The organism is Ravibacter arvi, from assembly GCF_039540405.1.
Lineage (GTDB): Bacteria > Bacteroidota > Bacteroidia > Cytophagales > Spirosomataceae > Ravibacter > Ravibacter arvi.
In genome coordinates, this window is the sequence record NZ_BAABEY010000030.1 from 112636 (window position 1) to 126615 (window position 13980).

9 protein-coding genes are annotated in these 13980 nt (G+C 51.9%); 1 reads left to right on the forward strand and 8 read right to left on the reverse strand.

What is annotated here, in order from left to right; genetic code table 11:
* Positions 1–10: 10 nt before the first annotated feature.
* The 7 genes from ABD852_RS17450 to ABD852_RS17480 all read right to left on the reverse strand — a co-directional run bounded on the left by ABD852_RS17450 (position 11) and on the right by ABD852_RS17480 (position 11590).
* The gene (locus ABD852_RS17450; RefSeq protein ID WP_345031228.1) at positions 11–1465 is read right to left on the reverse strand and encodes a DUF1501 domain-containing protein; all 1455 of its coding nucleotides are present in this window, start codon (positions 1463–1465) and stop codon (positions 11–13) included.
* 7 nt (positions 1466–1472) lie between these two features.
* Positions 1473–3839, reverse strand: a complete 2367-nt coding sequence (locus ABD852_RS17455) for a DUF1553 domain-containing protein (protein ID WP_345031230.1) — start codon at positions 3837–3839, stop codon at positions 1473–1475.
* Positions 3840–4013: 174 nt separating this feature from the next.
* Entirely contained in the window at positions 4014–4877 is an 864-nt protein-coding gene (locus ABD852_RS17460; RefSeq protein ID WP_345031318.1) for a DMT family transporter, read from the reverse strand.
* Positions 4878–4983: 106 nt separating this feature from the next.
* On the reverse strand, positions 4984–5448 hold the full coding sequence (locus tag ABD852_RS17465) for an META domain-containing protein (RefSeq protein WP_345031232.1): 465 nt from the start codon (positions 5446–5448) through the stop codon (positions 4984–4986).
* 287 nt (positions 5449–5735) lie between these two features.
* Entirely contained in the window at positions 5736–7157 is a 1422-nt protein-coding gene (locus tag ABD852_RS17470; RefSeq protein WP_345031233.1) for an HmuY family protein, read from the reverse strand.
* Between the two features lie 41 nt (positions 7158–7198).
* Entirely contained in the window at positions 7199–9526 is a 2328-nt protein-coding gene (locus ABD852_RS17475) for a TonB-dependent receptor (protein ID WP_345031234.1), read from the reverse strand.
* A 243-nt stretch (positions 9527–9769) separates the two neighbouring features.
* On the reverse strand, positions 9770–11590 hold the full coding sequence (locus ABD852_RS17480; RefSeq protein ID WP_345031235.1) for a glycosyltransferase: 1821 nt from the start codon (positions 11588–11590) through the stop codon (positions 9770–9772).
* Positions 11591–11814: 224 nt separating this feature from the next.
* Here ABD852_RS17480 and ABD852_RS17485 point away from each other — a divergent pair, with 224 nt between their 5' ends.
* Positions 11815–13407 carry a glycoside hydrolase family 10-like protein gene (locus ABD852_RS17485; RefSeq protein ID WP_345031236.1) on the forward strand — a complete coding sequence of 531 codons (1593 nt, stop codon included), beginning with the start codon at positions 11815–11817 and terminating at the stop codon, positions 13405–13407.
* 84 nt (positions 13408–13491) lie between these two features.
* On the opposite strand, the gene ABD852_RS17490 is transcribed toward ABD852_RS17485, so the two are convergent.
* Positions 13492–13875 carry a TraR/DksA family transcriptional regulator gene (locus ABD852_RS17490; RefSeq protein WP_345031237.1) on the reverse strand — a complete coding sequence of 128 codons (384 nt, stop codon included), beginning with the start codon at positions 13873–13875 and terminating at the stop codon, positions 13492–13494.
* Positions 13876–13980 lie beyond the last annotated feature (105 nt).

The following is a 13980-nucleotide window of genomic DNA, read 5'->3' on the forward strand; positions in this document are numbered from 1 at the left end:
GGACTGATGATCAGGCAAGTATTCCCTGAACTATTTTTCCGTGAACATCGGTAAGGCGGTATCGCCTCCCCAGGTGTTTGTAGATGAGTTTTTCGTGATCTATACCCATCTGGTGAAGAATGGTAGCTTGGAAGTCATGTACGTGCACGGGGTCTCTGGTTATGTTGTATCCGAAGTCGTCGGTTTCACCGAAAACTATACCGGTTTTTACACCGCCGCCGGTCAGCCAGACGCTGAAAGCGCGCGGATGGTGGTCGCGTCCATACTCGTTATGCGCGAGTTTTCCCTGGCAATAGTTGGTACGGCCGAATTCCCCGCCCCATATCAGAAGGGTGTCTTCCAGTAACCCGCGCTGTTTCAGATCCTGTACGAGCGCCGCCGACGCCTGGTCTACGTCTTTGGCCTGTCCGGTCATTTCTGTCGGCAGGTTGCCATGCTGGTCCCAGCCCTGGTGATAAAGCTGTATAAAACGCACGCCGTTCTCCGCCAATTTCCTGGCGAGGAGACAGTTGGCGGCATAGGTGCCGGGCACGAGGCAATCGGGGCCATATAACTTGATAATATGGTCGGGCTCGCGGGACAAATCGGTAACCTCGGGAACCGAAGTTTGCATCCGGTAGGCCATTTCATATTGCTTGATCCGGGCCAGTATCTCCGGATCCCCGAGTTCTTCGTAGCGCATTTGGTTGAGCTGTTCCAGGTTGTCCAGCATTTTCCTGCGGCTTGTCCCGTCTGTTCCCCCGGGATTGCCCAGGTATAGCACGGGGTCGGCCCCCGGCATAAACTGAACGCCCTGGTGAATGGAATCCAGGAAGCCGTTGCTCCAAAGTTTGGCATACACCCCCTGTCCGTTCCCCTTGCCTTTGGACACCAGCACGCAAAACGCCGGCAGGTTCTGGTTCTCGCTCCCCAGGCCATAGCTCATCCATGCGCCCATGCTCGGCCTGTTCCCCTGCTGTGCACCCGTCTGGAAAAATGTAATGGCCGGATCGTGATTAATAGCTTCGGTAAAAAGCGACTTGATAATACAGATGTCATCGACTACGCTGGCTGTATGGGGGAAAAGCTCGCTGACCCAGGCCCGTGCCTGTCCGTACTGCTGGAATTCGAATAGTGAGCCGACAAGCGGGAACCGCGCCTGGTTGGCGGTCATCCCCGTCAGCCTTTGCCCGCCGCGTATGGATTCAGGCAGGTCTTCCCCCATTTTTTGACGAAGCAGCGGCTTGTAGTCAAACGATTCCAGTTGTGAAGGCGCTCCGCTTTGAAACAAATAAATAATGCGCTTGGCTTTGGGGGCGAAATGTGGCTTGCCCGGCAAAAAAGCTTCGCCGGACCCCGCTGATCCTGAAAATAAGTCCGGGATGAGGAGAGAACCCAAAGCCGCACCACCTATGCCGGTGCTCAGCCTGGAGAAAAATTGCCGGCGGTTGATGTTCAGACTCGTTTCTTTTAGGATATCGTGCATAACCGGCCTAGTTTTTGGTAATGGTTTCTTCCAGGTTGTAAAGCGAGTGGACAACAGACATCAGTGCTGCCTGCCTGGTTTTATCGGGGTTGGGGGTGGCAGGATACTCGCCCGCGTTGAGAAATTTCTCCGCAAGCGCGGGATTTTTCCCATAACGGACCGCTTCGGATTCCAGGTAGGCGAGGAGCAGCTCTTTCTCCTTTTCCTGCGGAGGCCTGCACAGAATCCTGCGAAAAGCTTCGGTAATCCTGTCGGTATCCGTCTGGTTCCGGTTGGCGAGCAGCTGCCCTGCCAGAACCCGGGAGGCCTCCAGGACGACAGGGTCGTTCATCATAACCAGGGCTTGCAGGGGCGTATTGGTGCGAATTCTGGCTACCTCACACTGATCCCGGTTGCTCGCATCGAAAATCAGCATATTGGGAGGCGGAACGGTCAGCTTGATAAAGGTGTAAAGGCCGCGGCGGTATAAATCCGCGCCGTGGTCCTGCACGTAGCGTTTGAGGTTGCCTCTCCCGGAGCTGGTTACTTCCCAGATTCCGTTGGGTTGATAAGGCTTGAAGCTTGGTCCCCCGACGCGGTCCGTCAAAAGGCCGCTGCTGGCCAGTACGTGGTCGCGGATAAGCTCGGCCGGGAGCCTGATGCGGTTGGCGCGGGAAAGATAAATGTTGTCGGGATCCCGTTCCTTCTGCGCAGGGCTTTGCCGGGCAGACTGCCGGTAAGTTGCCGAGGTAACGATTTGTTTCACAAGTCGTTTGATGTTCCAGCCATGCTGCACAAAATCTACCGAAAGCCAGTCCAGCAGCTCCGGGTGGGAGGGGAGGCTACCCTGGCTGCCGAAATCGCCAACGGTTGATACGAGGCCCCGTCCGAAAATCTGCTCCCAAAGTTGGTTGACCAACACCCGGCTGGTTAGCGGATTCTGCGAATCGACGGTCCATTTTGCCAATCCCAGCCTGTTCCGGGGATACTTGTCCGGATTCATCTCCAGGATGGACGGCGGTGTAGAAGGGGCTACTTCATCACCGGGAGCGTCATAAACGCCCCGGTTAAGGACGAAGGTTTTCCGCTGTTCGGGCAGCTCTTCCATCACCGAAACGGCAACAGCCGAAGTGTCGGGCATGTTGACAAACTTCAGAAGGCTGGAGGCTTCGGCCCCGGATATTTCCAGGAATGGATACTTGCGGGGTTTGGACTCCCTGGAATTTGCAATTTCGATTCCTTTTTCGGGTGTATTATTGAAAAACGCGAATAGTTCGTAGTAATTCTTCTGCGAAAACGGGTCGTACTTGTGGTCGTGGCATTGCGCACATTCCATTGTAACGCCCAGGATACCCTTGGCGTAGGTGTTGGTACGGTCGAGTACGTAAGTAACCCGGTATTCCTCGTCGATGACACCCTGCTCTTCCGTAATTTTATGGTTGCGTCCGAAACCGGTAGCGAGTATTTGTTCCATCGAGGCGCCCGGCAGCATATCACCGGCAAGCTGCCAGGTGAGAAACCGGTCATATGACAAATTCTTGTTAAAAGCATGGATCACCCAATCCCGCCAGGGCCACTGTGTTCTTAACTGGTCATCCTGGTATCCGTAAGAATCTGCATAACGCGCGATATCCATCCAGTGAAGCGCCATTTTTTCCCCGAAATGAGGGGAGCGCAGAAGCTGGTCAACCATCTTGTCGTACGCATCGGGAGAATCATCGGCAAGAAATGCCTCCATCTGCTTTAAATCCGGCGGCAGCCCCGTAATATCTGTGCAGATCCGCCGGAGCAGGGTAGCTTTATCCGCTTCGGGATTGGGCTTCAGTCCTTTTTCCTGCATTTTGGCCCATACAAAACGATCAATGCTTCCTGTGGCCCAGCCCGCATCGTCGGCAGGAGGAGGCGTTACCTTTCGGGGCGGGATAAAGGCCCAGTGTTTTTCATATTTCGCGCCCTGTTTGATCCATTTTCCGATCAGTTTTATTTCATGTGGAGTAAGCGTGAGGTTGGACGCGACAGGGGGCATCCTCTGGTCGGGGTCATCGGTGACAATTCTTTGGTACACACCGCTCAAGTCTGGTTTTCCGGGTACAATTCCATGTAGCCCCGGCGTGTCTTTCAAAACGCGGTAGGCGTCTTCGGCAAGATCGAGACGAAGACCGGCTTCACGGTGATTCTGGTCTGGGCCATGGCAAGCAAAGCAACGGTCGGATAAAATAGGTTTGATATGGAAATTGAAGCTGACCGTCTCCGGCATTGCCTGTTCTCCTATCTCAGTGGTAGCGCCTTTTCCCTGGAAATAATAATAGAAACCACCGGCCGTCAGTATGGTCAATGCCGTTATCAGCGCTATTTTTCCAAAGCGAAAGACAGCTCTTTTTTTGTGTGGGTTCATATTCGCCAATCCTCCGGAACGTCCCGCCAGTAAATCCACCTGGGAGCGGGATCCGCCTGTTTTGCTTAATTGGGCTTAACTTATAAAAAACTTTGAAATTTTTAGTTATTTATCACCAATTATTTCCGCCCCTCACCCCTCATCCCCCATCCCTCAAACCTCAAACCTCATACCTCAAACCTCCCCCCTCGGAAACGCCGTTACTAAAACGCCGCCGCCTACGATCAGCGCCATGCCTGTTATGGTTGCCGGGTCAGGAATGGACTCGCCGAGGGCGATGCCGATAATTGTCGAAAAGAAGATGCTGGAATAGCCGATAGGCGCGACCCGGGTAACGCTGCCGGCAGCGAAGGCATGGGTCATCAACACCTGACCTGCGAGGGCGGTAAGCCCCATTGATAGGAAAAGAAGCCAGTGAAATCCATTTTCGGGCCATTTGAAATGCCCGATAAAAAAGCCGGCATCACTGCTTGCGAAGGCTTGCCCGCCGATGAACGACAGTATGGGTAAAGCGAGGCCGCTCAGCATAAAGGAAAGTACAATGTACCGGGCATCGTAGTAGCTGCTGAGCTGTTTGATGGCGAGATAGGCAAAGGTGGTAAGGAGCGCATTGGCCAGTCCGATCATGTGGCTTTCGGGGGGCATGGTCATGTCCGGCTTGAAAATAAACCAGACTCCCGCCATGCCGATCACAATGGCTGCTACTTCTCTTTTAGCCGGTTTGTCAGCAGTAAAAAGGTAGGAGAAAAGCGCCATTAAAAGCGGGTAAGTATATTGATATGTGATGGATCGGGCCATTCCAAGCGTGCTGACCGCGTAGAAAAGGAGATATAGAGAGATGGTGCCGATGATTCCGCGCGATACGAGCAGCAGCGGTCTGCCGCCGACATGGCGGGCGGGTCTCCGGACAAGGCTTCCCAGTACGAAAATCACGCCGATCAGGTTTCTGAAAAACACCTGCTGCGGCGTGTCGTAGGTAGCACCCAGCACCTTTGATGTAGCGACCATTGCCGAGAAGCATAAACAAGCCCCCAGCATTAACAATGTAGCCCTGTTAGTTGCGCGGAAGGAACTCAATGGAGTAATAAATTGGCCGGGCCGGCCACGTAAGGCTGTCGGCGCCGGCCATCTGTATTAAGGATAACTACTGTGCTGTAAGCTTTGCCGTAACTTTTTGGTTGTCGTCTTTGAGCGTCAGCAGGCCGTTTTCTACCTCGAACGTTTTGGCTCCCTGCAGCACTTCCGTAAAGGCCTTCTCCACCTCCAGGTTGGCACAAGCCATTTGCGTGGATAGAATATTTGAAATGGCAATCGTTCCGTCTTCCTTTATTTTGTAAACGCCGCCGAAACCGTTGCAGCCCAGGTTGCCACTGAGGTTGTCGTCTTTTTCAAACACCAGGACCGGCTTTTTAGGGAAATTCGGATCAAGTACAATGGGAGCCCCGTTCAGTTCCTGAAGACTCCATTCCTTACCGAGAAGATCGCTTACCGACACCTGTTTGACTGGTTTTTCTTCTGCGACCTGCTGTTCTTCCCGGCCTGGTTTTTCTCTGCTGGCGCAAGCCGATGCAACAATAACTGCGAGAAAGATGAAGATGTTTTTTTTCATGTGTATAAAAAGGTTTGAGCCGCAGCGGCGGACCGCTGTGAGCTGTGAGGGGTGAGCTATTTATTCATCAGCCGTTTGTGTGCCGCTTGTAGCTAATACCTCAAAGCTCATGGCTATTTCATGATACGGAATATTTAATGATAGCTTGTTGCCCGCCCGCAAAGGCTGGTTCATGCAGCCGGCGACATGCGCCCGGATCAGTAAATGTATCATTTTTTATTGTAACCGGTGGCTACCTGGCGGCAGGGATGCCGGGAACCCGTAGTGATCCCGGCATCCCATATGCCTTACACACCTTTTTTGACCAATTTGTACTCGGTTTCGGGCTTGCCGCGGGTCCCGCCTTCATCACCGTGGAAACGAATAAATTTCAGCTTGTACACATTCCCGGAGGGGTCTTTGATGACATAAAAGCGGTCGGATTTAACAGCAGATGCACCTGAGGTTGCACTGGCTGTCCGCCAGGCTGTACCGATTACGTCGAAGTTGGATTTGAACTGAACCGCAGCGAGGTGCGATTCTCCAAAGGCGTCGTAACTCACGGTACTGGTGAGAACTTCTGCCGCCTGAACGCCGCCCCGATTATTGATGGCAACAAAATCGGAGCTGCCGTAAGGGATCATCTCGGTCGGCGATAGCGCGGTCTGAATAAGCTGGTATCCCCATTTGATGTCCCATTGTGATTTTTGGGGCTCTGCATTTACTTTTTTGACAACTGTTCCGTCAAAACCTGCATACACAAAATTGAATGAGGCGTCCTTGGTAACGTCGATTTCTCTGACGGTCGTGTCTTCTATACGTGCATATTGAAGCTTATAGCCGGTCGCGCCATTTCTAAGTACGCGTATTTTTAACCAGGGACGTGGTTTCAATCCGCCGCCAATGCCCCGGTTGATGATGTAGACTTTGTTGGTTGCATCGTCAGCGGCTATTTCAGCGATAATTGTCTTGGTAAGATCGCCGGTTACATTGTCAACAAGACCCATTTCTTTCGGGTTGTACGCGCCCACCGTCCAGTCGGCGGCCGGGATGGTGTCAGCGGCGGTGACTGCTTTCAGATCGGTTTTGTTGAGCATCTTTGCCGACGCGCTGGTTGTGTTGTTGAGGATGACTCTGAATTCGCTGCCGCAGTAGAAGCCCAGGTCCCAGGAAGAGCGCAGTACCGCCGTTTGCGAGTTGTTGCTGAAATCGACGTAAACGCTATTGGCGGCCGAGCTTCCCGGTTCGGAGCCTGCCAGACCGTTAATGGTCATTTGCGATCCGGTGGAAATGATTTGTGCAAACTTGAGGCTTAACTGGTTCATTTTCCCGGCCAGTACCGGTGCGGTGGCTGACTTGAGGGTAAGTTCAAGCGTTTCCGTCCCGCCTAACAGCACCCCCTGTGCTTTAACAATTTTGAGCGATCCTTCCGTGCTCCCGGCCGGAAGCGGGAGTGAAACACTGTTGTTGGCCGCCTCCGGTACCGTGGTAAATTCCTTCCCGTAGGTGATGCCTGTGGGTTTCAGATCAACGACAACGGTAGTGGCCGCTTCCGTGGCCCGCGAGAGCTTTACCTTGACTGTAACTTCCTGTTCAGTTTCCGGCACACCCTGCTGTGAAGCTTCGAACTGGATGAGGTTATCAGGTAGTGGCGGCTCGTCGTCTTTGCAGGCGTTGGCGGCAAATAGGAAAATCAGGGTCAAAAGAGCGCCGGTTATCTTGTTTTTCATCTGGCAATTAAATTATTATGAATTGATATTGTGTCCAAAAGTTATTTTCCCCTGGCCCAGTTGAAAGTCAGCCCGCAAAAGTAGGACCTGCCGTAGGACATGGGCACGCTGCCATTGCCGGTATGCGCGCCGCCGGTCGGGGTGGAGTCGGCAAGTTGGGTAATGTTAAACAAATTTCTTACGCCGGCGTTCAGGACGAGCAATTTACCCAGGGCTTTGTTCAGGGAAAGGTCTGCTATCTGGTATGAAGAAACAGATGTTTTCTGAACGACGACCGGGTCGGATGAAACCAGGAAGTGCCCCGGTTTGGCGCCCGTATACTTGTAAGCAATATGAATGCCCGTTTTGATCGGGGTGATGGTATAGGTCAGGTTGAAATTTATTTCCGGGGTCCATTCGAAAGACTGCCGGCTTTCGGGAGAAAGCTCCGCATACTGGTTATAGGCGCCCAGCCACTGGAAGCCAAGGGAGGTTTGCAGTGATTTATGATTGAAAGCGGCGTTCAGATTAGCGCCTGTCGTCTTGAATTTCGCCAGGTTGAAATAAGACCAGTCAGTTGGCAGGGAAGGGTCCTGGGCCTCGGCGATCCGGTCTTTGAAATGGTTGTAAAAGGCCCCCAGTACGAAGTTTAGCCCGGCGGTTTTCAACGAAGTTACCCGGTAAGTCAGGAAACCGTTGACGCTGTTGGATGACTCAGCCTTCAGGTTCGGGTTGCCTTTGATGGAATGAGAGGCGTCGTAGAACCAGAAAAACAATTCCCGCAGGGTAGGAGCCCGGAACCCTTTGGCATAGGCTATGCGCAGATCCAGGTTGCCGGATAACTTCCATTTGGCATTCAGGCTGGGAACGGCCGGAGGTGCATTGTAAATGGAATTATGTATCAGCCTGACGCCCGGTATCAGGTTGATTTTATCATTGACCAGCCGGATTTCCGGCGCCAGGAAAACTGCATAGTCATGAATTTCCGGAGTAGCTTGTATACGTTCACCGGCGGCTTTGTTGAAGTTATATTCCAGTCCGCCGGTCATGTGTACCGAAGCAGAAAGCTTATAGTTGACAATAGCCCGCCCGAACACCGATTTGAAGATGCTTTTGTCCTGCGATCCGGGCTCAACGCTCAGGGTGGTCCTGCCGGTGGTAAGATTGGTAACGGTACTCTGAGTCCTTCTTGAATAATCGGTATAGGCGCCTGAAACATTGATAAAAAGACGGTTGCCGGGCCGAAAGTCGGACCTGAGCTGATGAAACCATCGATAGGTAAGGTATTTTTTGTCAGCCGCCACCAGCTCGTTGTCGATCTGCCTGGTAGCTCCGAGTTTGTTCAGGGATTCATCGGTCCCGTTGAACCGGTGGGAGAGGTTGAACCCGTTCTTCCGGAAACCGGCAGAAGCGTTAAAAAGCCACTGTTCCTTCGGCATCCAGGTTTTGGCGCGACCGGCGCTGTCCCCCTGCCATCCGCCGAAATTGTTTCTTGTAGCACCACCTGAAGCTTCCCAAGCCGATTTCCTTAGTGCGAGATTTATACTTTGGTTGTGTATTCCGTTGCCGCTCAATGGATGATATTCCCTTTGGACGGTCTCTTCCTGAAGCCGCGCAGTCAGGGAAACATGCTGATCTTCCCGGTTTTTTTTGGTAATAAGGTTGATTACACCGGCCAGGGCATCCGTTCCGTAGATGACCGACATGGGACCTTCTACAATTTCTATCCGATCGATAGTATTGATGTCAACTTGTCCCAGGCTTTCTCTTATCTCACCCCGGTCGAGCAACGGAACGCCATCCAGGAGTATTTTTACACTTTGTCCGTTCATGCCCAATAGCTGGATATCACTGGTTCCGAGGGTCATATCGTTGGATAACCTGATGCCGAGCTCTGTGTTCAGGACCGTTTGAAGGTTGGTGGCGCCCCTTAGCCTGATGCGCTCGCTACTGATCGTTCGGACCTGGTAAACCGATTTTTTCAGGGCGGTTGGTTCGGATTGCCCCGTTACCACCACCTCCGAAAGGTCCCGGGCGCTGATAGACAGGATGGCTTTCGCAATACTGGTTTCGCCCGCTACTACAAGGACTGAATCTCCGCCGCTTCTATGTCCCAGCATCTGGTAGCTCAGATAATGAAGACCGGTATTCAGGCCGGTAAGAACAAATTCGCCCTGGTTGTCGGTTAACGTAGTTGCGTTTCCCGGATTGCAGACCACCGCGGCAAACGCGGCGGGGCTTCCGTCAGAGAGGCTGACAGACCCTCTTATGCTTCCGGTCTGCGCTCCGGCCGGGCCTCCCGTTACCAGGAAGAGAACGCCGGGAATAAAAAGAAGGCAGCGTTTCAGACGCGAAAGCTTCGGCGGGGAGTATTTAGCCTGCCGGTACAAACCCGGTATATGTCGTAAAAAGCACACCCAAATAAGATTGTTATAATTTAGACTAGTTATAGGTAATGGCAAAAGTAAACCTTATTTATAATTAGTCAAAATTAAAATGATTTTTTGTGATTGCTGAAACCGGTAGCCTGGGAGTGATTCATCAGGCAACAGATACGAAAAAACGACCGGGCTCCTGCCGAAAATGAAATTTCAGTTTCGGCAGGAGCCCGGTCGTTCATTCAGGGCCTGTTTTCAGGCGCCGGGTTTCTTTCGTCTGGCGGCCAGGTCATGGGCCGTATCGTAGTAAGAGCGGAGGCTGTTCCAGTCAAACACGTCAGCAATATTCTCAACGCGGTTTCGCTGGCTGATCCGTTCCCGGCGGGTCATTCTTACGAAGCGGAACAGGATATTAGCCATCTGTTCAGCGGCCTCCGAAAAGGTCTGGGATTTCCTGTTAATCACGTAAATGCCACGATTTTCGAAATCCCGCATGATCTGCATGATGTAGTCGCCGAACCCGGAAAGATCGCTCGTTACCGTCGGTACGCCCCGCACCACGCATTCAAGAGGAGTATATCCCCAAGGTTCGTAATAACTCGGGAAAACGCCAAGGTGGCACCCCCTTACGAACTGGCCGTAATCCAGCCCGAACAAGGGGTTGGTGTAGGTAATGAAATCAGGGTGGTATACGATTTTTACGCGGTCCTGCTCGTTGTTGGTGAGCCCGGCTTTTTCGCAATAATCCACAATATCATCACGATTTACCAGGTCATGGGTCACGAAGGCGGGTTTGCGCGGGGTTTTCCAGGTTTGTATAGTGCGTCTCAGCCGTAAGCGCCAATACTCATCAACAAACTGGTTCAGGTCGGGCAGGTGGTTATCGTCGCCGGAAGCGGCCGATAAAAAGAGGCGTTCGCCTACCTGTTTTTCAATAGCGGTGCAGGTCTGGTGAATCTCTTCCAGCATGGCCCGCGACTGAAGCACATCAGGATTGATGGAATGGTAAGGCTGTTTGGTCACAATAAAAAGGACAACCGTGGTGTCCATATTGGCCTGTACCATTTTCCAGTTCAGACGGGCCATGGCCTCAAGTGTCAGATCGTAGCCTTTGTTGCTGAATTCAAACCGGCCTGAGGTAAAAAAGTAAAGTGTTTTGTCAAGATCGAAACTGTAGTTCTGGAAGAAATGACCCATTACGAATTCGTGGATCTTTTCCTTGTATTTAACATGAAGATTGTGAAATTCATGGTCGGCCTGGAACCTTTGCACATTAAGCCCGTTGGGCGTAACCAGGTCGGGTTTCCGGCCGAGAAAAACCTCACATTCACGTGCGGTTACATCAGAGACGGTTGTCAGTACCTGTGCCGACTGCGCTGCCTTCCGTTCAATGCCGGCCTGTGCTTCTATCCCGAAGTTTTTAGCTTCCTGCTGCCAGTCAAAGAAAGGAAGCTTGCTGTAGAAGCCCTGCACGTTCTGGGCGAGATAGCGGCCCAGCATGGTGGCATGGGTGGTGAACGTTGATGCCATGCGGGTATCGTCGGCCACCAGGTCAGGCAGGGAGCTGCTGGCCATCCATTCATGAAACTGGGAGAGAATCTCCTGCTTCTTGTAGTTGTCGGCACAGTAAACTTTCAGGAACTCCCGGATACACTCTCCAAAGAGAACCACCTGGTTAACCAGGTCTTCCGAATGAAGCGTAGAGATTTTGTGGTTTTCCCATAGGCGGAATTTGATGTCTTCGAGGCGGGTGCGTATGGAATTAAAATCGAAAAGCAGCACGCGCGGTTTACCCGTCACCAGCCAGTATCCGTAATGCACATCGATGCCGCTGTCGTGCAGTTTTTTAGCTGCTTTTCCGGCCGGCGAGTCATTCCAGTCGGTAATGGGTTCAAATTCCGAAGCGGCTTTCGCTGCAAAGTAGGGGCCAAGCAAAAAATAGTTTTCTCCCCATTTTTCGACCATAGACGGTACTTTGGTTCGAATAACGGTATAGATCCCTCCAACCTGGTTGCACACCTCCCAGGCGGCTTCAAACAGTACTTGAACTCTTGGTGTTTTTACAAATGGCTCCAATAGACGTCAACAGGTTAATAGAATTTGCACAATAAAAAAGGGATGAGTAAGGTACTATTATTTGCTATAATAGCAAAAAACGTACATTTTTTTTTATATTTTTTGCTGCTATGCACTCATCTCGGATTTCGCGGGGTATTTTTGGAGAAAAATATTCTGTCAGCAGAATCAGGAGTGTTAAGTTGAAGTATTCGTTTCGCGTCCGTTTGTCAATGCCCCGTTACTTGAGTAAGAATATAAAAAAAGTTGCCCTGAGGCAGACGGTTCCCGTTTTGTGTACATGGCTGCTGATCCTGACACTTTTTAACGGCAGAACCAGGTTTGAAGACGAAACGGGGCCGGCGACGGCGCCCAAACGGGAATTCAGAGGGGTCTGGATTGCCACCGTCGACAATATCGACTGGCCAAGCCAGAAAAACCTGAAACCCGAAAAACAGCGGGAAGAGTTTAAGGCGCTGCTTGATTTCCACCGTGGCAACGGGTTAAACGCTGTGTTCGTACAGGTAAGAGCAGCAGGTGATGCTTTTTATGCGAAGAGTGCCGAACCGTGGAGCGAGTGGCTTACCGGCCGGCAGGGAAAAGAACCTGTGCCATTCTATGACCCGCTTGAATTCATGATCGAGGAAAGTCATTCGCGGGGGCTGGAGTTTCATGCCTGGCTCAACCTGAACAGGCTGGTACACAAATCGTCGGTAAGTGTTTCGCAATACAACCTCTGTTACCTGAAACCGGAATGGGTGCTGGAGTATGACGGCTATAAGCTGTTTGATTTCGGCATACCGGAGGTCCGGGATTTTATTGTAGAATCGGTGGTGAATGTGGTGCGCAACTATGATGTTGACGGCATCCATTTCGACGATTATTTTTATCCCTACCAGGTAGCAGGGAAGACGCTAAGGGACGACGGTACATTCAGAACCTACGGCAAGGGGTTTTCCAATAAGGCGGACTGGCGGCGGGATAACGTCGATAAGCTGATAAAAGCCGTGCACGATGGGATTCAGCAAACCAATGCCAGGGTAAAGTTCGGCGTAAGCCCGTTTGGGGTCTGGCGCAACAAACGCGACACCCCGGAAGGCTCGGAGACCTTCGGCGGCATGACCTCTTATGATCACTTGTACGCCGATGCGAGAAAATGGCTCCGGGAAGGGTGGCTCGACTACATAGTTCCGCAAGTTTATTTTTCTTTCGGGTTCGGCAGGGTTCCGTATGCCAACCTGGTGGACTGGTGGACGGAAAATGCTTTTGGAAAACACCTCTATATCGGGCATGCGGCCTACCGGGTCGGCGCCGAGGACGTGGACAGGAACTGGAACAGTAAAGTAGAGCTTCCGAACCAGCTTCGGTTCCTGAGAGAAAAAGGTGCGCTGGGCAGCGCATTCTTTAGTTCAAGATCACTGAAACGCAATACCTACGGCATTACTGACTCACTGCGGAATGAGTTTTACCGGCTTCCGGCCTTGGTACCGACGATGCCCTGGAAGGACAATATCCCGCCGCAGCCCCCGCTGAACCTGCGAGCGGAAATTAACGAGAACGATGTCCTGGAACTGGAGTGGGACACCCCCGAAGCAGCACGTGACAATGAAAAGCCATGGTACTACGTATTGTATCGCTTTGATGCCGACGAACGTCCTACCAACCATGACCCGGCCAAAATAAAGGGTATCGCCTATAAGGGCAATAAAATTACCGACCCGGATGCACGTCCGGGGGGGCGCTACCAGTATTTTCTCACGGCGGTGGACAGGCTGCACAATGAAAGCCGTCCGGCCGGGCCGCTTAAACTGAGGCTCCAGGCAGCTGACAAAGAGTGAAAAGGGTCACTTTCCATAACCGAAGGCGATGCTATACCAGGATGCCGGTGTGCGCGTAATCCTGTCTGCTGTATGCGGTTCGCTTCAGGATTTTCGCTTCAGTTTTGCCTCAATGGTCTGCTGGGTGTGAGGGACCACTCTCAGCCTTTCTTTCGGAATTAATTTTCCGGTATCGATGCAAACGCCATAGGTCCCGTTTTTTATACGGATCAGTGCGTTTTCTAATTGGGAGGAATACTTCTGAAGACGTGCAGCTAACTGGCTCAGGTTTTCCCTTTCGCTCGTATCGGCCCCGTCTTCGAGCAATTTAGCCGTCCCGGCAGTATTGTCGGTACCGCTGTCATTCTTTTTGCTAAGCGACTCCTTAATGTAATTTAACTCACTTTTTGTCCCTTCGAGTTTCTCAAGGATAATTCCTTCGAACTCCTTCAGCTCGTCCTCAGAATATCTCAATCTTTCGTCTTGCATAGTACCAGGTTAAAAAAAACGGTGCTCTAATAAATCGACGCAAAAATAAGTTATTAATCTGAAACTTGGAGGGAACCGTTCAACAGAAGAAGGAAAACTGATTAT

Excerpts from the sequence above, each read along its gene's own strand:
- ABD852_RS17450 (WP_345031228.1), bottom strand. The coding sequence starts at position 1,465 with ATGCACGATATCCTAAAAGAAACGAGTCTGAACATCAACCGCCGGCAA.
- ABD852_RS17455 (WP_345031230.1), bottom strand. The coding sequence starts at position 3,839 with ATGAACCCACACAAAAAAAGAGCTGTCTTTCGCTTTGGAAAAATAGCG.
- ABD852_RS17460 (WP_345031318.1), bottom strand. The coding sequence starts at position 4,877 with ATGCTGGGGGCTTGTTTATGCTTCTCGGCAATGGTCGCTACATCAAAG.
- ABD852_RS17465 (WP_345031232.1), bottom strand. The coding sequence starts at position 5,448 with ATGAAAAAAAACATCTTCATCTTTCTCGCAGTTATTGTTGCATCGGCT.
- ABD852_RS17470 (WP_345031233.1), bottom strand. The coding sequence starts at position 7,157 with ATGAAAAACAAGATAACCGGCGCTCTTTTGACCCTGATTTTCCTATTT.
- ABD852_RS17490 (WP_345031237.1), bottom strand. The coding sequence starts at position 13,875 with ATGCAAGACGAAAGATTGAGATATTCTGAGGACGAGCTGAAGGAGTTC.